The organism is Amycolatopsis sp. (genome assembly GCF_025464955.1).
Taxonomy (GTDB): domain Bacteria; phylum Actinomycetota; class Actinomycetes; order Mycobacteriales; family Pseudonocardiaceae; genus Amycolatopsis.
Genome location: NZ_JAODNM010000023.1, coordinates 180936 through 203630 on the forward strand (window position 1 = coordinate 180936; position 22695 = coordinate 203630).

Consider the following 22695-nt stretch of genomic DNA (forward strand, 5'->3'; position numbering starts at 1 on the left):
GAGAAGGGAACCGCGAGCATGGCCCATCCGTACATGCCGAACTCCACGCCGGATACGAAGAGCGCGATGATGCGCGCGATCGGTATCTCGGACGTCAGCGAATTGTTCGAACAGATCCCCGCCGACCACCTCGTCGCCAAGCCGATCGCGCTGGACGCCGGTATCCGCGCCGAGTCGAGGTTGCGCCGGCACCTGCGGCGGCTGCTCGATCGGAACGAGAGCTGCGCGGAGAACCTGAACTTCCTGGGCGCGGGCTGCTGGCAGCACTACGTTCCCGCGGTATGCGACGAAATCGGCGCACGCAGCGAGTTCCTGACGCCCGTCTGGGGCACCCCGTCGTCGGACCACGGGCGCAACCAGGCGTGGTTCGAGTTCACGTCGCAGCTCGGTGAGCTGGTCGGGATGGAGTTCGTCGGGCTGCCGGTCTACAGCTGGGGTGCGGCGGCGGGGCACGCCCTGCGGATGGCCGCCCGGCTCACCGGCCGGCACGAGATTCTGGTACCGGACACCGTGGATCCCGAGCGCCTCGCGGTGATCCGGACCTACTGCGGGCCGAGCGAGGTCAACCATCCGATCGCCGTGGTCACCGTGGCCCACGACCCGGACACCGGCCGGCTGGACCGGGCGGACCTCGAAGCGAAGCTGAGTCGCGCTACAGCCGCGGTCTACCTCGAAAACCCGAGCTACCTCGGTGTCATCGAGGCCGGTGCGGCCGATGTCGCGGAAGCCGCGCACGACCACGGCGCCGAGCTGGTGGTCGGAGTTGACCCGATCTCCCTCGGGGTACTCCGGCCGCCCTCGGAATACGGTGCCGACATCGTGGTCGGCACGACCCAGCCGCTGGGGATCCACCTCAACGCCGGTGGCGGGGTGGGCGGCTTCATCGCCACCCGCGACGAGGAGCGCTACGCCCGCGAGTACCCGACGCTGCAGGTCAGCCTGGCCGGCACTACGGTGCCCGGCGAACGCGCGTTCGGCATGACCTTGTTCCACCAGAGTTCCTACGGCTCAAGGGAAGACGGCAACGACTGGACCGGCAACTCGGTCTACCTCTGGGCCGTGGTCAACGCCGTCTACATGGCATTGATGGGCCCACAGGGGTTTGCGGACATCGGTGAGTCGATCGTGCGGAACAGTGCCTACGCGGCCCGGCGAATCGCCGAGATCCCGGGCGTGCGGGTGCGCTGGCCGTCCGGGTTCTTCAAGGAGTTCGTGGTGGACTTCACCGACACCGGCCGTACGGTCGCCGCGATCAACGAGCTTCTCCGCGGCAGAGCCATTTTCGGCGGGAAAGACCTGTCCGTCGACTTCCCCGAGCTCGGCCAGTCGGCACTCTACTGCGTCACCGAAGTACACACCGAAGAGGACATCACCGCGCTGGCCGGCGCGCTCACCGAGGCGGTAACGGCATGACTGGCAAGTTGCGTCGCTACCACGCCGCGGTCTGGGACGAACCACTGATCATGGAGCAGGGTGCGCCCGGCCGCCGTGGCACCGTCCCGCCCGCCCCCATCGAAGGCTCGGGCATCGACGATCTCGTCCCCGCCGCCATGCGCCGCCGCATTCCGCCGGCGCTACCGGAAGCGGCCGAACCGGACGTGCTGCGGCACTATCTGCATCTGTCGCAGCAGACCATGGGGATGCTCGGGATCAGTCTCTTCGGCACCTGCACGATGAAGTACAACCCGCGGGTCAACGAACTGCTCGCGGCCCGCGACCAGATCGCCGAGATCCACCCCCACCAGGACGACAGCACGGTCCAGGGGCTGCTGGAGATCGTCCACGAATTCGATCTGATGCTTCGCGAACTGTCCGGAATGGGCCGGTTCGTCTTTCAGGCGGGAGGCGGCGCCGCGGCCGCCTACATCCACGCGTGCGTCACCCGCGCCTACCACCAATCGCGAGGCGAACTGGCACAGCGGCGCGAAATCATCACCACCGCGCAGGCCCATCCGTGCAACCCGGCCACCGCGGCCGCGGCCGGATTCACCGTGATCACCCTGCCCGTCGAGCGAGACGGCTATGCCTCGGTCGACGCTCTGCGGGCCGCCGTCAGCGAGCGCACCGCGTCACTGATGATCAACAATCCGGACGACATGGGGATCTACAACCCGCATATCAAGGAGTGGGTCGACATCGTGCACGAGGCCGGTGGCCTGTGCTTCTACGACCACGCCAACTTCAACGGGGTGATGGGCCGCATCCGGGCCGCGGAGCTGGGTTTCGACGCGTGCATGTTCATGCTGCACAAGACTTTCGGGGTGCCGAAGGGCGGAGGCGGCCCGGCAGTCGGCGCCTATGGCTGCTCCGCCGAGCTCGAACCCTTCCTGCCGGGGCCGCTGGTGGTCGACACCGGGTCGGGCTACGCGCGCAAGGAGAACGAGGCCGGCGTCGGTCGGGTGCGCGAGTTCCTCGGGAACCTGCCACAGGTGGTGAAGGGCTATTCCTGGCTGCTCGCGATGGGTGCCGACGGCATCCGGGAGGCAGCCGACATCTCGGTGCTGGCCAACAACTACATGGAGTCGCGCCTGCTCGCCATCCCCGGTGTCACGAAGTCGTTCGACCACCTCCCGCTGCGGAGGCTGGAAATGACCCGGTTCAGCCTCGCCGAATTCACCGAGCAGACCGGGGTGAACGCGGTGGACGTCCAGAATCGGATGACCGACTTCGGCATCGACGCGTTCTGGCTGAGCCACGAACCGTGGATCGTGCCGGAACCGTTCACTCCGGAAGCCGGTGAAGCCTGGTCGATCGAGGACATCGACTACTGGATCGACGTGCTCGAACACGTGCTGGAGGAGGGGCGAAGCGACCCGGCGATGGTCAAGTCCGCCCCGCACAACCAGGTTGTTGCCCAGCTCGATGGGTCCTCTTTGGACGATCCGGCCCGATGGGCCACGACCTGGCGGGCATATCAGCGGAAGAACTCATGACACGGGTAGCGATCGTCGGCGCGGGAAGTATCGGCGTGGCGTGGGCGATCGTGTTCGCCCGCGCCGGTCACCCCGTCGCCCTGTACGACGCTGACGCCGGTCGCGCTTCGGCAGCCCTCGGTGAAATCGAAAACCGCCTGCGCGAACTCGACCGGTTCGGGCTGGCAGGCGATGACGTCCCCGCGATCCTCGCGAGGGTGAGCGTGGCGGCGAACTTGGCGGACGTGCTCGCTTCCGCCGGATACGTCCAGGAATGCGTGATCGAGTCGATCGAGGTCAAGCGGGAGCTGTTCGCGGAACTGGACCGGATGGCCGGGCCCGAAGCGATCCTGGCCAGCTCGACCTCGATGATCCCCTGTTCGCGGTTCGCGGCCGGCCTGCCCGGACGAGCGCGCTGCCTCGTCGTGCACCCGGGAAACCCGCCCTACCTACTGCCGATCGCCGAACTCGCCCCGGCGCCGTTCACCGCGCCCAGCACGGTCGAGCGGGCGCGCGAACTGTTGTCCTCGGCGGGAATGGCCCCGGTCCTGGTGGGCAAGGAGAACGAAGGATTCATCTTCAACCGGCTGCAAGGCGCGCTACTGCGCGAGGCCTACTGCCTGGTGCGCGACGGCGTCGCGTCCCCGGCCGACATCGACCTGGTGGTCAGCGCCGGCCTCGGGCGCCGCTGGGCGGTCCTCGGGCCGTTCGCGACCGCGCAGCTCAACACCCGCGGCGGCATCGAGCGCCATGCCCAGGTGATGGGCCCGGCGTATGCCCGGATGGGCGCGGAACGAGGACAGCACGATCCGTGGACCCCCGACCTGGTCGCGCGGGTCGCCGCGGCGGTGCACGAGTACCTGCCCGCGGAGAAGTGGGCGGACCAGGTCCAACAGCGGGATCTCGCGCTGATGACGCTTGAACGGGCCAGGCAAGCCGACCCCGGTGCGTAGGGCCGGTTTCTGTTGGCTGGTAAGGGATGCAATTCTACTGGTTGCGTGGTTATACTCGCGCGATGCTGCTCGTTGATCTTCTGGGTGCACCGCACGCGACGATCAACGGACGTGCGCTGGAGCTGGGGCCGCCCCGGCAGCGGGCGCTGTTCGCGCAGGTGTCGATTCGACGTAACCAAGTGGTCTCGCGGACCGAGCTGATCGACGGTATCTGGGGAGAACAGGCGCCGAACAGCGTTCGCGGCAGTATCCACACCTACGTCTCCCAGCTGCGGCAGGCATTGGCCGGAGGCCACAAGGTAGCCGCGAAGGAATCGGCGCTACTCAGCGTCGGATCCGGCTACCGGCTGCGGTTGGAACCGGCGAACATCGACAGCTGGCGGTTCGAGAACGCGTTCCGTCAGGCGACCGAGTTGTTGGCCGCCGGTGATGTCGACGGAGCGATTGGTCGCTGGGACGAGGGCCTCGGTTTGTGGCAGGGCGAACCCCTCGCGGGAGTACCGGGTCCGTTCGCCGAGAACGAGCGAGCGCACCTGCGGGAGCTGCGGCTGTCGGCCATCGAGGACAGGGCTGAGGCGCTGCTCAGGCTCGGCGTGGAATTCACTGTCGTCGACCTCGCGGCGGACGTGGTGGAAAACCCGCTGCGGGAACGGTTGCGCGCACTGCACATGGTCGCGCTGTACCGCGGCGGACGCCAGGCCGCCGCACTGGAGCAACACGAGCAACTCCGCCGGATGCTGGCCGACGAACTGGGCGTCGACCCCGGGACCGAGGTACAAGAGGTCTACCAGCGGATCCTGATCAACGATCCGGCACTGGCCGGCCCAGCGGCGCGCCGCGTCGCCCGGGCAGCCGAACACGTGCCGCGGCCGGCGAGCGACCGCAGTCCGTACCCGGGGCTGCTGTCCTTTTCCGTCGGCAACGCGCAGTACTTCTTCGGCCGCGAGCAGCTGACCACCACGCTGGTGGACCGGCTTGGTGATCCGGAGGAGGGCGGTGGCCCGATCGCCGTGGTCGGTGCATCCGGTTCGGGCAAGTCCTCGCTGCTGCGCGCCGGCCTGGCACCGGCGATCGACGGCATGGACCTGGCGACGCCGCGTCGATGGTCGTGGTCGCTGATCACGCCCGGCAACAAGCCGCTCGAAACACTCGCCGCGGCGTTGGCGCAGGCGACCGGCCGTCCGCAGGCGGAGATCCTCGCCCACCTCCAGCACCAGCCAGACGAGCTGGCGCAAGCCCTCGACAACCGGCGCGACGAGCGGCTCGTCATCGTGGTCGACCAGTTCGAAGAGCTGTTCACGTTGTGTGAGCAGGAAAGTGAGCGCCGCGCGTTCGTGCGGGCCTTGAGCGCCGTGAGCACGCCGACCGACGACACGCCGGTCCCACCGGTCTCGGTGGTCCTCGCGCTCCGCGCCGACTTCTACGGGCACTGTGCCCACTACCCCGAACTCGTGGCCTCGCTGGAACGCGCGCTGGTGGTCGGCCCGATGACCGGCGCGTCGCTGCGAGAGGCCATCGAACGGCCGGCGGAGTTGGCCGGACTCGAACTGGAACCCGGCTTGGCCGAGCTGTTGCTGCGCGACCTGGGCGCCGAAGAGGACACCGGCGGCCCGCTTCCGCTGTTGGCACATGCCCTGCTGGCGATTTGGCAGGACCGTGAGGGCAATCAGCTGACTCTGCGGGCGTACGCCGAAGTCGGCGGTGTCCACAAGGCCATTGCTACCACCGCCGACACGACCTACGCCCGCTTCGACCCGTTCGGCCGCGAAATGGTGCGCCGGATGTTGCTGCGCATGGTCCACGTCGGCGAGGGTGTGGAGGTCACCCGCAGGCGTGTGGACCGGATCGGCCTGATCGACGGAGCCGGCGACCCCGAGACCGCCGTCGCGGTGCTGGATGCGCTGGCTCGCGCCCGGCTGGTCGTGCTGGACGAGAACACCGCCGAGATCAGTCATGAGGCGTTGCTGCGCTCATGGCCGAGGCTGCGCCAGTGGATCGCGGACGACAGTGAGGGACTGCGGCTGCACCAGCAGTTGACCCAGGACGCGCGGGCATGGCAGCAGGACGGCAAGGACGAGTCCGCGCTGTACCGGGGCACGCGACTGGCCATTGCGAAGAACTGGGCCGATGCCCTGCCGGACGATCGCACGATGGCCCCGGTCGAGCGCGAACTGCTGACGGCGAGCGTGGCGCGGGAGGACCGCGAACGACAGACCACCGTGCGCCGCACCAAACGGCTGCGCCAACTCGTCGCCGGATTGACCGTGCTGCTGCTGGTCGCCGTCACGTCGACGGTGGTGGCGCTGGTCGAGCGGAGCACGGCGTTGCGAGAACGGGCCGACGCCACCTCACGCCAGGTCGCGTTACGGGCGGACTCGATCCTCGCCGCCGATCCGGCGCTGGCGGCGCAGCTCAGCCTTGCCGCGTATCGACTCTCGCCGACCACGCAGGCCCGCGGCAGCCTGCTCACGACCTCCGGCGTGCCGGCGGCGACCAGGCTGCTTGGGCACACCGGCGGCGTGGCCGCGGTGGCGTTCGACGGCGACGGAACGCTCCTTGCGAGCGCCGGCAAGGACAAGACCGTCCGGCTGTGGGATGGCAAGACGCACTCCGAGTTGGCCACCGTGCCCACTGCGGGCGCCGCGTTCGGGGTGGCGCTGAGCAAGGACGGCCGGCTGATGGCGGCCGGTATCACCGACGGCACCGTGCTGCTGTGGGACGTGCACGATCCACGGCACCCGACCCAGCTGGCCACTGGGCGTGGGCACACCGACAGCGTGGTGGCGGTGGCGTTCAGCCCGGACGGACGGCTGCTGGCCAGTGCCGGTGCAGACAAGACCGTCCGGCTGTGGCACGTCGACTCCCACCAGCTGAGCTCGCCCATCGTGCTCGCGGGCCATGAGCAAGCTGTCACCTCGGTGGCGTTCAGCCCGGACGGCAAGCTGATCGCGAGTGGCAGCTACGACAACACCGTCCGCCTTTGGAACGCCACCGACGGGACTCCTGCCGGGGTGCTCACCGGGCACACCCGGGCGGTGACGGCGGTGGCGTTCAGCCCGGTCGGTCATTTGCTCGCGAGCGCCAGTTACGACGAGACCGTTCGGTTGTGGGACACCACGAGCCACGCGCCGGTCACGACGTTGGCCGGCGCCACCAGCTTCCTGGAGGCAGTGGCGTTCAGCCCTGACGGGCACACCATCGCCGCCGGGGGAGACGATCACAACACCCTGCTGTGGGATGTCGACGCGCGGCTCCAGGTCGCCACCTTCGCCGCGCCCGCGACCATTCGCGCGGTGGCCTTCAGCCCCGACGGATCCGAGGTCGCCACCGGCGGGGCGAACTTTGCGGTGACCGTGTGGGACGTGCGGGCCGCCGAGGTGAACGGGCATGCGATGTCCGGCTGGAGCGTGGCGTTCAACCCGTCCGGCAGCGTGCTCGCGAGCGGACACTACGACGGCACGGTGCACCTGTGGGACATGGCCGATCCGCGGCGCCCGGCGGAACTGGCCACGTTGCCCCCGCACACCAACGCGGTCACCTCGGTCACCTTCAGCCCGGACGGCAAGCTGCTGGCCGATGCCGGCTACGACCACACCGTCCGGCTGTGGGACGTCTCCGATCCACGTCACGCCGTCGCCCTCTCCACCATCGACGCCTCGACGGGACAACTGGAATCCGTGGCGTTCGGCCCCGGCGGCCGCACGCTTGCCAGCGCCGGCGACGACCACATGATCCGGCTGTGGGATATAGCGGACCCCCGGCACGTGACGCAGCTCGGCCAGCCACTCGCCGAGCACACCGACGTGGTGAGTTCCGTGGTGTTCAGCGGCGACGGGAAGACGCTGGCCAGCGGCAGCTACGACGGTACGGCCAGGCTGTGGGACGTGTCGGATCCGCTGCACGTGGTGCCCAAGGCGAAGCTGTCCGCCAGCCAGGCCGCCCCGATCCGGGGCATCGCGCTGGCACGAGACGGGCACACGCTCGCGACCGCCGGCGACGACCACGCTGTGGAGTTGTGGGACGTCACCGGAACGCCCGCGCTGCTCAGTTCTTTGACCGACCACACGAACACCGTCACCTCGGTGGCGTTGAGCTCGGACGGGAAACACCTCGCGAGCGCCGGCTGGGATCGCACTGTGTCCACTTGGGACATCAGCGATCCACGTAAACCCGCGTTGACCGCGACTTTCTCCGGTCCGACCGACAACGTGACGTCGGTGGCCTTCAACCCACGTGGTGACAGCATCGCGGCTGGTGTCGCGAACGCGCCGAACGTCGTCTGGCAGAACGACCCCGAGACGGTCGCCAAGCAGATCTGCGCGACCAGGGGGACCCCGATCGGCGCGGCGGAATGGGACAACTACGTCAGTGACGGCTCCTTGGTCGACCCTTGTGCCACGCGCTGACAGCGCAGGTGTCCACCAACGTGGCTCAACGGATGATCTAGAGATTCGGGTCGGCTGAGCATTTCGTGTTCGGTGACAACCGATCAAATCGCCGACGAATTCGTTCGGCTCAGCTGCCAGACTGGTTGTCGGGGTTCGGGAAAGGATTCCCGAACATTCGATTTCCCGTCGCAACGAATTGAATTGGGGTGTGATCGACATGGAGCAGAATGCGCCTGCGATCGAAGACCTGTCCATTGAAGAGCTGAACGACGTGGCCGCGGCCGACTGTGCCGGCACGGCGTCGACCGCGAGTACGCCGGTCAGCACCGCGGCCTGCATCGGTTGCGCCTGCTTCTGATCCGGGCTCTTTCGCTTTTCGATAGCAATTGTCGCAAATACTCGTAGTGAGAGGAATGACATGACTCCGGAAACGCTGAACACGCCAGACCTGCAGATCGAGGACCTCACCGTGGAGGAGCTTTCGGAAGTTGGTGGCGCGGCCTCGGCCAGCACCGCCGGCACCATCAGCACCCCGGCCACCGTGGGCACTGCGGCCTGCTTGTCCTGCTTCTGACGGACGGCGGGCGATCGGCCCTAGTGACGTAGACGCCGGTGTGCGTCGACCAGTCGGCGCACACCGGCACACCACCAGAACCCGAGGGAGCGAGCATGGATGAGCTGACGAAGGCGACGCTGCGGTTCATCGGCGATCCGAAGTCGCAGCCGATGGGTGACAACGAGCTGTTCGCGCGCCTCGCGGTGGAGAAGCCGGTGATCCGCGCGGGCACCGTGTGGATCATCTCCCGGCACGACCTGGTGACCAAGCTTGCGCGACACCCCGCCGGGGCCCTGCGGATGCCGGACGAGTGGTCCGCCACGCGGCACCTCGACGAGGCGGCCAGCCGTATCCTCGACGGCCTGCTGCCGATCCAGCCGCCTGCCGACCACCAGCGGCTGCGGCGGCTCCTGGCCTCGCAGTTCAGCGCGAAGTCCGTGGCCGGGCTGCGCCCCGACGTGCGGGCGATTGTCGCCGACCTGCTGGCCGGACCGCTGCGGCAAGGCGAATGCGAGTTCGTGGGCGAGGTGTGCGGGCCATTACCGGTGTACACCACGGCTGCGATGCTGGGCCTGCCGCCGGAGGACCGGCCGCGGGTGCTGGGCTGGGCCAGCGCGGTCAACAGCGCGGTGGTGAATGAAGTCACCGGGCGCGTCGGCGGTCGCTACGGCACACCTGGCTCCGCGGCGGAGACCGGTATCGCCGAGGTGATCGGCTACATCAACGAGCTCGTCGCCACGCGCGGCGACGGCGACGACCTGATCTCCCGGCTCAAGCGCGCGTCGTCCGAAGAGGACGGTCGCCTGTCGCACGATGAGCTGGTGTCCATGGTCCTCATGCTCTTCATGACGGGGATCGACACTGTGGGCAGCGCTCTCGCGAACGTCGTTCTCGCCCTGCACCGCCACCCGGCGGCCTGGCGCCGCGTGGTCGCGGACCCGTCGCTGGCGGCCGCCGCGTACGTCGAGGGCATCCGCCTCTACCCACCCCTGCCGCTCATGAGCCGTATCGCCGAGTCCGACATCGAACTCGACGGCATCACCATCCCGAAGGGCAGCACGATGCTGCTGCTGTACGGTGCCGCGAACCTCGACCCGGCCGTGTTCACGGATCCACTCGCCTTCGACCTCGACCGTACGGAGTCCCGGCACCTGGCCTTCGGCCACGGCCCGCACTATTGCCTGGGCGCGAGTCTGGCGGTCCTGCAGGGCGAGCTGGTCTTGGCCGCGCTGGCCGCGCACACGCCCGACTTCAGCCTGGTGGACACCGCACTCCGCCGGCGCGACGAGATGGCCTTCCATAGCCCCGCTGAGCTGCATGTCGGCCTCGCTCCCCGCTCCGCCACTTCGACGGCAGACGCACCACCGATGTCGCCGGCGAGCGAGATTCCGGCAGGGTGCCCGTTCTCGTCGGCCCCTGCGGGTGTGTGACCGTGATTACCAGGAGCCGACGGGTGTCCGCGACGCCGGTGGTCGGGCAGGTCGAGGACGCTGACTGTGGGCCCGCCTGTCTCGGCATCCTGCTCGCCCACCGGGGCACGCCAGTCCCCGCCACCCGGTTGCGGGAGGAGTGCGGGGTCTCGCGTGATGGGACCACGGCGGCTGACCTGCTGCGTGTTGCCGCCGCACATCGGATGCCGGGACGTGGTCTGCGTATCCATGACGGAGACCCGGTGCCGGTACTGGGAACGTTGTCGTTGCCCGCGATCGTGTTGTTGCGGGGTAATCACTTCGCCGTCATCGAGGCGGTCGCCGGCGACGGCACGGTCGCGGTCAACGATCCTGCCCGTGGTCGGCATGATCGCACCGGCGAACGGTTCCGCGCCGAGTTCAGTGGGATCGTGCTGACCTTCGAGGCCGGGCTTCCGGTCGCGGAGAACGCTTCGCGAGGCGTGCCTCGATGGTCGGCCGTGCGGTTGTGTGCCGAGTGGCTCGCGGTGGCGCGGTACCGGGTTGCCGCGGCCGTGGTGGCCGGGCTGTTGCTGGGGGCGGTGACCGCCGGACTGGCGGTGGCTGTCGAGGCAGTGGTAGCCGGACACCTCACGGCCGGGGCCGCGGCGGTGGTCTTGGGCGTCGCGGCGGTTCTGTGCTCGACGCTCGCGTATGGGCAGCGGCGGCTGCTCAATAGCGTGCAGGAGGTGGTGGCGCGGCGGCGGAAGCGTGACGTGCTGGGCAAACTGCTGACGGTGCCCTCCGCGTTCCTGAATCGGCGGTCGAGCGCGGCGCTCGGAACCCAAGCGCGGTTCGCGGAAACAGCGGCCGTGCTGCTGGCCCACCGCGTGGTGCCGTTGCTGGCCGCGGCGGCGTCCCTCCTTCCAGTGGCGATTGTGCTCGGATGGCTGGCCTGGCCGGTACTGCTGCTGGGGATCTGCGGAGGGCTCACGGCGGCGGCGTTGCGGTCGGCGGGCCGTCGGCGGTCAGCTGACGCGCGACGGCTGTTCGTCGGGGAGTTGACTCGGCGTAGCGGGCTCGCGCGGACCGCGTTCGGACGGCTGGACGCGGTGCGGGCCGAGCACTCCGAGCCCGATCTGATCGCCGAGTTCGGGCAGGCTCAGCAGGAGGAGTTGGCCGCACGCCGGCAGGCCGCCGGTCGTGCCCGGTGCTGGGCCGCCGCGGCGACGGCGGTGGAGCCTGCTGTCGTGGGTGCCGCTGCCGGACTGGCCGGACCGCTGGCGCGACTCGGCTGGGGGTCGCCGGCCACCATGCTCGCGGCGCTGGTGGTGCTCGTTCCGTTCCTCCTGTATGGACGGACGGTGCTCGACAACCTCGGCGAGCTGCCTGAGTTCCTCGGACGGCTGAACGTGCTCGAAGACCTCGATCAGGCCACCCCCGATGCGCGCTTCGTTCGTGAGGCGACACCGGAGAAGTCCACAGTAGACGGAACCATCGAACTCGCGGACGTCGCCTTCGGCTACTCGAATCGACGCCAGATCCTGCAGGGTGTCACGGTCACCGTCCCGGCAGGTGGACGGCTCGTGGTCACGGGAGCGCCCGGTTGCGGCAAGTCCACCCTGCTCAAGCTGATCGCCGGCGCCCTGGATCCGGTGCGCGGCGAGATCCGCCTCGGCGGCAGCGTGTACGCGGACATCCCACGCGCGGCAGTGCGCGACGGCGTCGGTTACGTTCCCCAGACTCCCTGGCTCTTCGCCGGAACCGTGCACGACAACCTCACGCTCTTCGACGACATCGTGACCGACGGTCAAGTCGCGCGTGCCCTGGAGGACGCCCGTCTGTCCGAAGTGGTCATGCGGCGCGGCGGTGCCCGCGGTGCCAAGGTCGAACCGGGTGGCCGGAATTTCAGCGGCGGTGAACGGTGCCGGCTCGCCCTCGCGCGTGCTCTCCTCCGGGATCCCGCCGTGGTCCTGCTCGACGAGCCACACAGTTCTTGGGACCCGGCGCTGGCTTTGGAGATCGGTGCCGTACTCCGGCGCCGCGCCGTCACCACCGTGCTCACCACCGCGTCGATGGACTTGGTCAGCGACGGCGACCAGGTACTGACCATTGCGGCCGGTCATGCGGCCGGCGAGCGGGTGCGGGCATGACTGCCTTCTTGGTGCGGCCAGGGGTCCGCGGTCAGGCCACAGCCGTGGTAGTGGCCAGTCTGGCCGCCGCGCTCGCCGGCTGTGTCGCGTCCGCGCTGGCGCCCCGGCTCGGCTGGTGGGTTCCCGCGCTGGCGACGATCCCCGTCACCCTGCTGCTCGTCCTCCGCGACCGCTTCGCCACAGCCACCGAACACCGCCTCCAGGCGGAGCTCGAACCGGCCCTCTGGGACCTAGTTCTAGATCCCGCTCAGCACGAGCTTCGCCGCATCGGGCGCGAGCGGCGCGCCGCCGCGACGAGCCTCGTGTCCCGGTTGCGGACCCTGGTCGGCGCTGCGCTGCTCGACGCTCTGCTGGCGCTCGCCACGGTAAGTGCCGCCTTCGTAGTGCTGTGCACTGTGGACGCCCGGCTCGCGTTCGCGTTCGGGGGTGTCACCGCCGGACTCCTCGTGGTCATGGCGTGGCAGGCCCGAGGAGTCGGGGACGAGTCGACGAACCTGCTCGACGCCGTACTCGCCGGCACCGACGAGATCCACCTCTACGCCGCCGAAAGGCGGATGCTCACCAAGCTGCTGCCGCGGGAAGCACGAGCGAAGACGGAGCCGCGCCTGGCCGCATTGGCCGCGCTGACCCTGCCGGTGCTGCTCGCCATTGTGCTCGGGACCGCGCGCGCGAATGATCTCCCGGTCGCGTGCGTGGTCCTGGTCCAGCTCGTGCTGGTTTTGGGCCGTCCGGACAACACGGTCCGCTCGGTCCTGGTGGTCGGGGCCGAGGCCGTCCGCGGCGCGAAGACGTTGCTGGCCAAGGCCACACCCGTCACTCGTCAGTCCACAAACGAACGACTCAAGGGTGAGATCGAGGTCGTGGAAGTCTCCTACGACCGCGCCCCGACGCTCAGGAACCTCCACATCGCGGCGGGGGAGTTCGTGGCTGTCACCGGAGCTTCCGGCGCCGGCAAGACGTCCCTGCTCAAGCTGCTCGGTGGCCTGGAGGTCGCCCAGTGCGGCGAGGTCCGCCACGACGGTGCCCGTCGTCGGCTCGCCGACATCCGCGACCACATCGGCTACGTCACGCAGGACGCCGACGTCCCACGTGGCAACGTCCGGTCGGTCGTCCTCGGGCGAACCAGCCACGACGACGAGAAAGCCTGGCAGGCGCTCGAAAAGTCCGGACTGGCCGGAGTGATTCGGAACCTCCCCATGGGACTGTCCACAGTGGTCGCCGGTGGGGCCGGAGGGTTCTCCCGCAGCCAGCTCCAGCTCATGCTTTACGCCCGCGCCCTGGCGCGCGGTCCCCGCATCCTCCTCTTCGACGAGCCTCCGGACACGGCGGCGGAAGCACTGCGTGACCACGAGGGCGTGACCAGGGTCGTGGTCACGCATTCGCCCCGGCTGCTCCGCGCGGCCGATCGGGTGGTCGTGCTCGGGCCAGAAGCGACAAATACCGAAACCCATTGGGGGCAGCTATGAGGAAAGTCGTCCGGTTCAAGCGGTACCTGCGCGCTGAGGTCGTCGACGGTGACGGTGTGTACCTTGTCGCCGAGCGGTTCGGGCACGTGCGGTTGCAGGGTCGGCTCATAGAGCAGGCAACGCCGCTGCTCGCCGGCAAGCACACGCGCGCCGAGGTCGTCGACGCGCTGGCAGGCGAGTACCCGGCTGAGCGTGTGCACGCTGTTCTGGACAGGCTCGTGGCCGCCGGTCACGTCGCGGAGGTACGCGACGAGTACGACCAGCGTGCGGGTGGCTTCTGGGAGATGCACTCGCTCGATGGCGACCTGGCTCTGGAGCGCGTCGCCGCCACTCCGATCGACCTGGTCCGCTTCGGTGACGTCTCCGACGAGGGTTTCGCCGAGGCCGCCGAGCAGGCTGGGCTCAGCCTGGGCACGGGCACTCCCGCCTTTACCGTGGTGCTCGCCGACGACTACCTCAACCCCGGCATCGCCGACTTCAACCTCGACCGCCTCGCCGACGGTCGGCCATGGCTGCTCGCCAAGCCCACCGGCGGGATGCTGTGGACCGGCCCGGTGTTCGAGCCGGACACCACGGCATGCTGGTGGTGCCTGGCCGCGCGCTTGTCGGCCAACCAGATGGTGATGAACTACCTCAAGCAGCGCAACGGCCTCATCGCTCCGCCCGCCACCGCGCTCGCGGATCTGGCCGCCACCCGCCAGATCGGCATGCGGCTCACCGCGCTGCACGTCGCGACTTGGCTCGCGACCGAGAAGCGCGGAACCGGCGACACCGAGGTCGTCACATTCGACACGGTCACCATGGAGACCCACCACCACAAGCTCACCCGCCGCCCGCAGTGTGCCGCGTGCGGTGACCGCGAACTGCAGAGCCGTCTGCACCAGCTGCCCGTGGTGCTGACCAGCCGTCCGAAGGCCAAGGTCACTGACGGCGGCCACCGCGCCAAGTCGCCGGAGAAGCTGCTGGCCGAGTACGAGCCACTGGTCAGCCCGATCACCGGCCCGGTCAAGCAGCTCGTGAAACTGCCGTCCGATGTGGAGGGTTTGCACACCTATCAGGCCGGGCAGAACTTCGCCGTGCCGATGGGGCACGTGTCCGACCTGCGCGCCGGCCTCCGCAGCGCCGCGTCCGGCAAGGGAATGACCGATGTGCAGGCGCGCGCGTCGGCGATCGGTGAGGCGATCGAGCGCTACAGCGGCCTGTACCGCGGCGACGAGGCACGTATCTCGGCTTCGTACCAGGAGCTCGGGCCGGAGCAGGCGTTCCAGCCCAACGAGCTGCACTTGTTCAGCGAGGCCCAGCTCCGTGACCGGGCCGAGTGGAACGCCCGCGGCTCGCACTTCCAGCGCGTGTGCGACCCGTTCGACGTGAGCCAGAAGCTCGATTGGACACCGGTCTGGTCGCTCACCCACCAACGCACGAAGTACCTGCCCACGGCGAGCCTGTTCTTCGGCTACCCGCTGCAGCAGGGCAACCGGTACGGCGGCGCCGACTCCAACGGCAACGCCGCGGGCACCTGCCTGGAGGACGCGATCGTGCAGGGCTTCATGGAGCTGGTGGAGCGCGACAGCGTCGCCGTGTGGTGGTACAACATGCTGCGCCGCCCGGCGATCGACCTGGCGAGTTTCGGGGACCCGTACTTCGACGTCTGGCAGCGCAGCTACCGTGCCGCCAACCGTGAGGCCTGGGCGCTCGACCTCACCACCGACCTCGGGATTCCCACGGTGGTCACGGTTTCCCGCCGGATCGACAAGCCGGTGGAAGACCTGCTGATCGCCTTCGGTGCGCATTTTGACGTGAAGATCGCCATCTCACGGGCGATGACGGAGATGAACCAGTTCTTGCCTGCCGTGATCGGCGCGGTCGACGGCGCCGAGGAGTACGCCTTTCCCGACCCGGAGCAGCACCACTGGTGGCGTACCGCGACGCTGGCCAATCAGCCGTACCTGCGTCCGCTCGAGGGTGAGCTTCGCACCGCCGCCGACTACACCGACGTCAGCAGTGATGACCTGGCCGAGGACGTCCGCCTCGCGCAGCGCACTGTCGAGCAGGCTGGTCTGGAGATGCTGGTGCTCGACCAGACCCGGCCCGACATCGGCCTGCCCGTGGTGAAAGTGCTGGTGCCCGGCATGCGCCACTTCTGGACCCGTTATGCGCCCGGCCGCCTCTTCGACGTGCCCGTGCGTATGGGTTGGCTCGACCAGCCCACCGCGGAAGCCGACCTGAACCCGATCGCGATGTTCCTGTGAGGCAAGACATGACGACCACCCAAGAAACCAACTCGCGGACGCTGGTGGGTCTGCGCTCCGACGTCCGGATCGACGAGCGTGACGGCGTCCTCCGCCTGCTCAGCCGCGTTGGCTCCTTCGCGCTGCGCGGGGTTGCTCCTGAAGTCGCGCAAGCGTTGCGCGATCTGGTCACCACTCCTCAGCCGGATATCGGCGATCGGTTGCCGGCCCCGCAGGCGCGGCAGCTGCGCCAGATCACCGAACGCGCGAAGCAACTCTTCGTGCGCTACGTGGAGGTCGACGGCCGCGTGCTCGCCCGCATCGAGGCGACCAGCCGCGATGGCGCCTACCACCCGGCCGTCATCGAGCCGGACGCCCGGCTGCGGCTTTCGAAGTTCGCACTGCTGCGTACCCTCGACAACGAGCTGGTGCTGGAGTCCCCGCTGGTCAAGCACCGCTTTACGCTGGTGGACCCGGCGGCGGCCGCGGTCGTCGCGCGACTCGGCGGCGAATGCGGCCCGGCGGACCTGGCCACACTGCTGCCAGTGAACGCCGCCGAGGAACTGGCGGGCCATCTCGTCGGCGCGGGGTTCGTGGAGCAGGGCCAGTCCGACGGCTTCCCGTCCGACACCGAAGCCGTGCTCCGCCAATGGGATTTCCACGACCTGCTCACGCACTCGCGTGCCCGCAGCGGCCGCTTCGACCAGCCGTTCGGCGGGATCTTCCCTTACCTCGGTGACATCGAGCCCCGGCCCGCGGTGAAACCGATGCCCGACGGGCCCGCGATCGAGTTGTACCGGCCCGAACTGGACGACGTCCTGGCCACCGACCCGTCGCTCACCGCTGTGATCGAGGCGCGCAGCTCCGTGCGCCAGTACGGAGAGCAGCCGCTCACGGCGAAGCAGCTCGGCGAGTGGTTGTACCGGACCGCACGCGTCCGCGCTGTCTACGGACCGACACCGAACGCGCCCTATGAAGCGAGCACCCGCCCGTACCCGTGTGGCGGCGCGTCGTACGAGCTGGAGCTGTACCTCACCGTGCAGCGCTGCGACGGCGTGGAGCCGGGCATCTACTACTACGACCCGGTGGGTCACCGGCTGGTGCTGGTGAACAACGGCGTCCAGGACCGGCAGGCGCTGCTGCAGACCGCGTCGGTCGCCACCGCGCTGCAGGCCGACCCCGATGTGCTGGTGACCATGACTTCGCGGTTCCAGCGCTTGTCGTGGAAGTACCGCGCCATCGCCTACTCGGTGAGCTTGAAGCACGCCGGCGTGCTGTACCAGACGATGTACCTGGTGGCGACCGCGATGGGCCTCGCGCCGTGCGGGCTCGGCAGCGGCGACTCCGATCTGGCCGCCCGCGCGTTCGGGCTCGACTACTTGACCGAGTCGAGTGTCGGCGACTTCATCCTCGGCAGCCGTCCTGTGCTGCCGGCGGACGCGCCGCCGCGGCCATTGCCCGAGAGCTGGAAGCCGGTCAACGATGTGGAGTGGGCGGTCAGCGCGCACTCGCTCCTGCGTGAACGGCACTGGGCCTCGTCATGATCCCCGACGTCGGAACACTGGCGTCGGCGGCTTCCCGGACCACGGTTTCCCCCGTGGCCGTGGTCCGGGCTGCCGGGCTGCCGGTGTCCGCGATCGACGACCTGGAAGCCCATGACACCGTGGCCGCCCTGCAGGAGGCCGCGGAGCACGAGCGCGCCGCGGCCGCGCTGGCCGTCCCGCTCGGCGAACGCCTCTACCGGCTGGTACCGGAGCTGGACAAGCCGCTGCGGCAAGCCGTCGTGAAGCTCCGCCGAGATGTCCACAATGGACGGATACCGCGGCCGACGGTGGAGCTGCCCGCCGAGTTGGCCCTTGACGTCGCGCGTTGGACCGATCTGGTGCGGCAGGGGGCGGCGCGTCGGACGGCGGCCGGCGACCACTTCGCCGCCGAGTCCACGCGAGCTGCCAAGGCCATGCGTGCGCACCTGGGCGCGCCGGCTGTCGCGAGTGGACTGGCGCTGGCGAGCCCGGAGTTCACCGAGCGGCTGCTGGCCGCCCCGCTGGACGACACGCCGTCGGCTCGCTCGGTACGCAGCGCCACCGCGTACCTCACCCGCGTCGCGCTCAAGACCAGCCCGTTCAGTTCACTGACGACGGTGGGTGTGACGGGCTTCTCCGGTCTCCGGACGCGGGTCACCAGCTCGTCGCGTCCACACGCGCTGGCGTTGCTGCTGGCTTGTCTGCGGGTGCGCCGTCATGCGGGGCGCATGACGGTGGCTGCCCTCGAGGGGTTGTGTCAGGTCGACGGACGGTGGCTCGCCACCTTGCCCATCCGGGTCGTCGCGCGGCGTACTCCGCTGCGGGTCGACGAGATCACCGGCTGCGGCCAGTACGAGCGGCTGCTCGCCGACCTGCCCGGCGAGCCCGAGCTCCTCGCCGATCTTTTCCCGGACGAGCCGGGACTCGCTCGGCGGCTCGCGGAAATCGGTCTGCTGCAACCTGTGCTGCCCTGGTCGATCCGCTCGCGCGACGACTTCCGCGAGCTGGCCGCGTGGGCCGAGGAGCGTTTCGCTGACCTGTCCGAGTTCACGGCGGCCACGCGGGCGCTCGCGGATCGGGAGGAGATCATCGCGTCGGATCCTTCACCGGCTCGGCGAACTGCCTCGATCACCCAAGCGCGGACGGCCGTTGCCGATGCCTTTGCGGCGCTGGGTCAGCCCGCGCCGCCGTGGGCGGCTGAGCTGCCGCTGTTCCATGAGGCTGTCGCCGCGCCGCTGTGTCCGGAGTTGCCCGCGCCGGTGGTCGACGACCTGGCGGAGATCGGCCGTGCGCTCGTGCCGCACATCTGGCGCAACGCGCGCTACGACGAGCTGCTTCGTTGCTTCGTGCTCCGCCACGGCCGCGGCGCGGCGGGCGTGCCGGTATTGGACTTCCTGTACGCCTTCCTGACCCGCTCCGACCTCGGTCGCGTGGCCGGGTTGCTGCCCCGGGTCGACCTGTCGGTCGCGCGCGATCCCGCCCGCCTGCATGGCACCGGCACCCTCGCGACGGCGAGCAACGCGGTGTTCTTCCAGGTCGTGGCCGCCTCGGCGGCGGAGGTGGCCGCCGGCGCTCACACCACTGTGGTGAACGCCGTGCACTCCGGTGGCCTGGGGCTGCTTGGCCGATGGGCGGCCGTCGCCAACGGACTCGACGCGCCGCTCGGCGAGTGGGCGCAGAACCTGCACCCGGGCTGCCGGGTGTACCAGGTGACACCACACGCCGACTGGGCGTCGCTGCAACGGCCGGCACTCGGCCTGCCCATGCTGCACCTCCCCGGTGACCTTCGGCATCCGGAAACGGGCACCGGGCTGGCCGGCCTGACGTTGGCCCACGACCCGGCGAGTGACACCCTGCAGGTGTCCGATCACGACGGTCCAGTGGCATTCGGCTACACCGGCGCCGTGCCTCAGCACCTGCTGGGCGGCATCGCGGACCTGGTCTGCCTGCTCTCCAACCCCTGGTTGACTCTCGGCCGCGTGGACCGCGACCGACTCGTGTCCGATGAGGACAGTGCGCGGTATTTGCCGCGCCTGCAGAGCGGCCGCGTGGTCTGGGCCCGCGCCCGTTGGAGCTTCGCGGCCGACGAGGTGCCGAGGCCGGACCGCGCCGAGTCGCCGGTGGAGTTCTTCGCGCGGTTGCGTGTGTGGGGGGAAGGGCACGGTCTGCCCGCCGAAGTGTTCGTGACCGGGGTGAGCCGAGCCGGTGGCCGGGTGAGCAAACGGAAGCCCCAGTGGCTGGGGTTCGATCACCCGTTCTCCGTCTGGGCGGCGCTCGGCGTGCCCGATCCAGAAGTGTCCACCCTCGACTTTGTCGAGGCGTTGCCGGCACGCGGCGGCCACTGGGTCGAGGGGTCCGACGGCGAACGGGTGGCGACCGAGTTCCAGGGGTTGGTGCGCCATGGCTGAGCGTCGCGAATGGCTCTACTACCGCGTGCCCGTGGGTTCCGACGGCGCGGGCGATCCCCTGCTGCGCTCGGTGGTCGGCCCGGTGGTCCGGCGCCTGCGCACGGAGGTCCCGGACCTGCGCTGGTTCTACCTGCGCTTCCTCGACTCCACCGGGCTGCACGTGCGGTGGCGGCTGAACGCGGCCGCCCCGGTTCTGAACCACGTGGAGCGCTTGGTGGATGACGCGCTCACCACCGCGGCGCACGACGGAACCTGTGGTGGCCACACGAAACACGTCTACGACCCGGAAATCGGCAAGTTCGGGGCTGATCTGGGTGTGGCCGAGCAACTGTTTCAGCTCAGCAGCGAGACGATGCTCGGCTTGCTCGCCACGTACCGGCGGCCCACCCGCTCCGGACTCGCCGCCGCGCTCATGCTCACCCTGGTCCAAGGTCTCCCGCCCGAGCAGCGGCCGGGTTTCCTACACCAGTACGGCTGGTACTGGTCGGGCGGCCCGGCCCGTCGCTCCTGGACACCGGCACCGTGGACGTCGCTGGCCGACCCGCGGGTGCGAGCCAGGGCGGTAAGCCTGCTCGAGGAGACCCAGGCCGTGCTGGCAGGCCCGTCCGGCGAGCTGGTGCGAGGCTTCGCCCGGGAATTCTGGGCGAAGGCGGGTGAGGCGAAAGCGCGCACGAACTATTTCCAGCTGTTCCATCACCTGCATCTCGCCGACAATCGCATCGGGGTGTTCCCCGCGGCCGAGGCCGCGCTGGCCAGACTGCTGTTCCTTTCGGCCTGTGACCTGCGGATGCGCGCTATGACACTTGTCATGTGAACCGCATGAAAAGGTAATCCCATAGTCGTTTCATCGTCCACTGGCAGGGGTTGGAAATGGTCGGTAAATTCAATTCCGTGAGCGACGAAGCGGTAATTCAAATACGCGACCTCCACCAGAACTACGGGAAGTTCGCCGCGGTGGACGGCATCTCGCTGCAGGTCCCGCGGGGCCGCGTGCTGGCGCTGCTGGGCACCAACGGCGCGGGCAAGACCACCACGCTGGACGTGCTCACCGGCTTCCAGCGTCCCACCAGCGGCACCGTGCGGATACTCGGCGCCGACCCGTTCAAGGAGCGGGCGAAGGTCGCGCCGTATGTGGGGATCGTGTTGCAGGAGGCCGGCTTCCTGGACGTTCTCACAGTCGCGGAGACCGTCGATGCCTGGCGCCGCTTCACCCCCGGCGCACGGTCCCGCGCCGAGGCGCTGGAGATGGTCGACCTCGCCGACCGGGCCGGCACCCCCGTGGGAAGGCTCTCGGGCGGTGAGAAGCGTCGGCTGGACCTCACCCTCGGCCTACTCGGCAATCCCGAGGTGCTGTTCCTCGACGAGCCGACCACCGGACTGGACCCCGAGGCGCGCCGCAACATCTGGCAGCTGCTGCGCGAGCTGATCCTCGGCGGGATGACGGTACTGCTCACCACGCACTACATGGAGGAGGCCGAGGCGCTCGCCGATCACGTCGCGATCATGGACCGCGGCCGGATCGTGCGCGAGGGCACGCTCGCCGAAGTCACCGCCCGCGCGGCCACCGTCGTGCGGTTCCGGCTGCCGCCCGCACTCACGACCGCCGACCTGCCGCCGCTCGACGGCGCCGAAGTAACCGAGCGCGAAGGCCTCGTGCTCGTCCACAGCCACGAACCCCAGCATGTGCTGTTCACCCTGCTCGGCTGGGCGCACGCGCGCGCCGTGCAGCTGGCCGAGCTCAACGTGAACGCAGGCTCGCTGGAAGACGCGTTCCTGGCGGTTGCCGCCGGAGAGAGGAACTCACGATGACCTGGCTCACCTACGCGCGAGCGCAGTTCCTGCTGTCGCAGCGCGTGTACTGGAAGCGCATCGGCATCGCGCTCACCGGCACCCTGGTCCCGCTGGCGCTCGGCGGTTTCATGCCGTTCCAGCTCAGGCATGGCCCGGCCGTCGACGGCGCGCCCGCCGGGGTTTACGCGCTCACCGGGTTTCTGGCGTTCGCGCTGTTCTTCACCGTCTACACGCTGGTCAACGCCGTCACGTCACGCCGCGACGCGCTGGTGTACAAGCGTTTGCGCGCGGCGTCACTGCCGGACAGCGCGATCTTCGCCGGCGAAGGTGCGGCCGCGTCGCTGCCCGGGCTTGCGGTGGCGGTGGTGCTGATCGCGTTCGGTGTGGTGGTACTCGGCGCCGGGGCGCCCGCCAACCCACTGCTGCTCGTGATCGGGCTGCTGCTGGGCGTCGCGATGTTCACGATGATCGCCGTGGGCATCTCCGGCATCCTGCCGAGCGCGGACACGTCGATGTGGATCGTGACGCCCGTGATGGTGCTGTTCATGTTCTGCTCCGGCATCTACGCGCCGCTGGCGTCACTGCCCGGGCCGCTCGCCGACGTGGCGGTGTACCTGCCGATGGCACCGGTCGTCAGCATCGTCCGCACCGCCTATCTCGGCACCGACTTCTCCAGCCACGGCGCGATCATGGGCCTGCGGGGCGCCGGTGCGCCACTGGACTTCCTCGGCCAGTTCCAGGCCGCGGTCGGGCCGCTGTGCATCACCTTGGCCTGGGCCGTGATCGGCCTGTCGTTCGCCCGGAAGTATTTCCGCTGGGACCCGAAGCGTTCCGGCCGCTGAGCCGTTCGAACCGAGCCGCCGTTCGCGGGCTGTGATCCAATGAGAGGAGGTCGAAATGGGGACGCTGGCACCGCGTGGCGCTGACGC

15 protein-coding genes are annotated in these 22695 nt (G+C 69.4%); all 15 read left to right on the plus strand.

What is annotated here, in order from left to right; genetic code table 11:
* The first annotated feature begins 18 nt into the window (after positions 1-18).
* The 15 genes from gcvPA to JWQ81_RS04020 all read left to right on the plus strand — a co-directional run bounded on the left by gcvPA (position 19) and on the right by JWQ81_RS04020 (position 22608).
* Positions 19-1413: an aminomethyl-transferring glycine dehydrogenase subunit GcvPA gene (gcvPA, locus tag JWQ81_RS03950; RefSeq protein WP_297537539.1), complete on the plus strand. Its 1395-nt coding sequence runs from the start codon at positions 19-21 to the stop codon at positions 1411-1413.
* On the plus strand, positions 1410-2933 hold the full coding sequence (gcvPB, locus tag JWQ81_RS03955) for an aminomethyl-transferring glycine dehydrogenase subunit GcvPB (RefSeq protein ID WP_297537540.1): 1524 nt from the start codon (positions 1410-1412) through the stop codon (positions 2931-2933). The genes gcvPA and gcvPB overlap by 4 nt, the downstream gene beginning before the upstream one ends.
* The gene (locus JWQ81_RS03960) at positions 2930-3865 is read left to right on the plus strand and encodes a 3-hydroxyacyl-CoA dehydrogenase (protein WP_297537541.1); all 936 of its coding nucleotides are present in this window, start codon (positions 2930-2932) and stop codon (positions 3863-3865) included. The genes gcvPB and JWQ81_RS03960 overlap by 4 nt, the downstream gene beginning before the upstream one ends.
* Positions 3866-3927: 62 nt before the next feature.
* Positions 3928-8271, plus strand: coding sequence for a BTAD domain-containing putative transcriptional regulator (locus JWQ81_RS03965; protein WP_297537542.1), 4344 nt, complete (start codon positions 3928-3930; stop codon positions 8269-8271).
* Positions 8272-8470: 199 nt separating this feature from the next.
* Positions 8471-8611: a thiocillin family RiPP gene (locus JWQ81_RS03970; protein ID WP_297537635.1), complete on the plus strand. Its 141-nt coding sequence runs from the start codon at positions 8471-8473 to the stop codon at positions 8609-8611.
* A 60-nt stretch (positions 8612-8671) separates the two neighbouring features.
* Complete coding sequence (locus JWQ81_RS03975) at positions 8672-8827, plus strand: thiocillin family RiPP (protein WP_297537543.1); 156 nt, start codon at positions 8672-8674, stop codon at positions 8825-8827.
* Between the two features lie 95 nt (positions 8828-8922).
* Positions 8923-10239: a cytochrome P450 gene (locus tag JWQ81_RS03980; RefSeq protein WP_297537545.1), complete on the plus strand. Its 1317-nt coding sequence runs from the start codon at positions 8923-8925 to the stop codon at positions 10237-10239.
* 23 nt (positions 10240-10262) lie between these two features.
* Positions 10263-12350: an ATP-binding cassette domain-containing protein gene (locus JWQ81_RS03985; RefSeq protein ID WP_297537547.1), complete on the plus strand. Its 2088-nt coding sequence runs from the start codon at positions 10263-10265 to the stop codon at positions 12348-12350.
* Positions 12347-13816, plus strand: a complete 1470-nt coding sequence (locus JWQ81_RS03990) for an ATP-binding cassette domain-containing protein (protein ID WP_297537549.1) — start codon at positions 12347-12349, stop codon at positions 13814-13816. Before JWQ81_RS03985 ends, JWQ81_RS03990 begins: the two co-directional genes overlap by 4 nt.
* A complete protein-coding gene (locus JWQ81_RS03995; RefSeq protein ID WP_297537551.1) occupies positions 13813-16065 on the plus strand; it encodes a TOMM precursor leader peptide-binding protein in 2253 nt (750 codons plus the stop codon). Before JWQ81_RS03990 ends, JWQ81_RS03995 begins: the two co-directional genes overlap by 4 nt.
* An 8-nt stretch (positions 16066-16073) precedes the next feature.
* Positions 16074-17588, plus strand: coding sequence for a SagB family peptide dehydrogenase (locus JWQ81_RS04000; protein WP_297537553.1), 1515 nt, complete (start codon positions 16074-16076; stop codon positions 17586-17588).
* Positions 17585-19975, plus strand: a complete 2391-nt coding sequence (locus JWQ81_RS04005; RefSeq protein ID WP_297537555.1) for a lantibiotic dehydratase — start codon at positions 17585-17587, stop codon at positions 19973-19975. Before JWQ81_RS04000 ends, JWQ81_RS04005 begins: the two co-directional genes overlap by 4 nt.
* Positions 19968-20789 (plus strand): thiopeptide-type bacteriocin biosynthesis protein, encoded by an 822-nt coding sequence (locus tag JWQ81_RS04010; RefSeq protein WP_297537557.1) that lies wholly within the window; start codon positions 19968-19970, stop codon positions 20787-20789. The genes JWQ81_RS04005 and JWQ81_RS04010 overlap by 8 nt, the downstream gene beginning before the upstream one ends.
* A 77-nt stretch (positions 20790-20866) precedes the next feature.
* Positions 20867-21784 carry an ABC transporter ATP-binding protein gene (locus JWQ81_RS04015; protein ID WP_297537559.1) on the plus strand — a complete coding sequence of 306 codons (918 nt, stop codon included), beginning with the start codon at positions 20867-20869 and terminating at the stop codon, positions 21782-21784.
* Positions 21781-22608: an ABC transporter permease gene (locus JWQ81_RS04020; RefSeq protein ID WP_297537561.1), complete on the plus strand. Its 828-nt coding sequence runs from the start codon at positions 21781-21783 to the stop codon at positions 22606-22608. Before JWQ81_RS04015 ends, JWQ81_RS04020 begins: the two co-directional genes overlap by 4 nt.
* Positions 22609-22695 lie beyond the last annotated feature (87 nt).

Coding starts and splice junctions, on each gene's coding strand:
- gcvPA (WP_297537539.1), top strand. CDS start 19: ATGGCCCATCCGTACATGCCGAACTCCACGCCGGATACGAAGAGCGCG.
- gcvPB (WP_297537540.1), top strand. CDS start 1,410: ATGACTGGCAAGTTGCGTCGCTACCACGCCGCGGTCTGGGACGAACCA.
- JWQ81_RS03960 (WP_297537541.1), top strand. CDS start 2,930: ATGACACGGGTAGCGATCGTCGGCGCGGGAAGTATCGGCGTGGCGTGG.
- JWQ81_RS03965 (WP_297537542.1), top strand. CDS start 3,928: ATGCTGCTCGTTGATCTTCTGGGTGCACCGCACGCGACGATCAACGGA.
- JWQ81_RS03970 (WP_297537635.1), top strand. CDS start 8,471: ATGGAGCAGAATGCGCCTGCGATCGAAGACCTGTCCATTGAAGAGCTG.
- JWQ81_RS03975 (WP_297537543.1), top strand. CDS start 8,672: ATGACTCCGGAAACGCTGAACACGCCAGACCTGCAGATCGAGGACCTC.
- JWQ81_RS03980 (WP_297537545.1), top strand. CDS start 8,923: ATGGATGAGCTGACGAAGGCGACGCTGCGGTTCATCGGCGATCCGAAG.
- JWQ81_RS03990 (WP_297537549.1), top strand. CDS start 12,347: ATGACTGCCTTCTTGGTGCGGCCAGGGGTCCGCGGTCAGGCCACAGCC.
- JWQ81_RS03995 (WP_297537551.1), top strand. CDS start 13,813: ATGAGGAAAGTCGTCCGGTTCAAGCGGTACCTGCGCGCTGAGGTCGTC.
- JWQ81_RS04000 (WP_297537553.1), top strand. CDS start 16,074: ATGACGACCACCCAAGAAACCAACTCGCGGACGCTGGTGGGTCTGCGC.
- JWQ81_RS04005 (WP_297537555.1), top strand. CDS start 17,585: ATGATCCCCGACGTCGGAACACTGGCGTCGGCGGCTTCCCGGACCACG.
- JWQ81_RS04010 (WP_297537557.1), top strand. CDS start 19,968: ATGGCTGAGCGTCGCGAATGGCTCTACTACCGCGTGCCCGTGGGTTCC.
- JWQ81_RS04020 (WP_297537561.1), top strand. CDS start 21,781: ATGACCTGGCTCACCTACGCGCGAGCGCAGTTCCTGCTGTCGCAGCGC.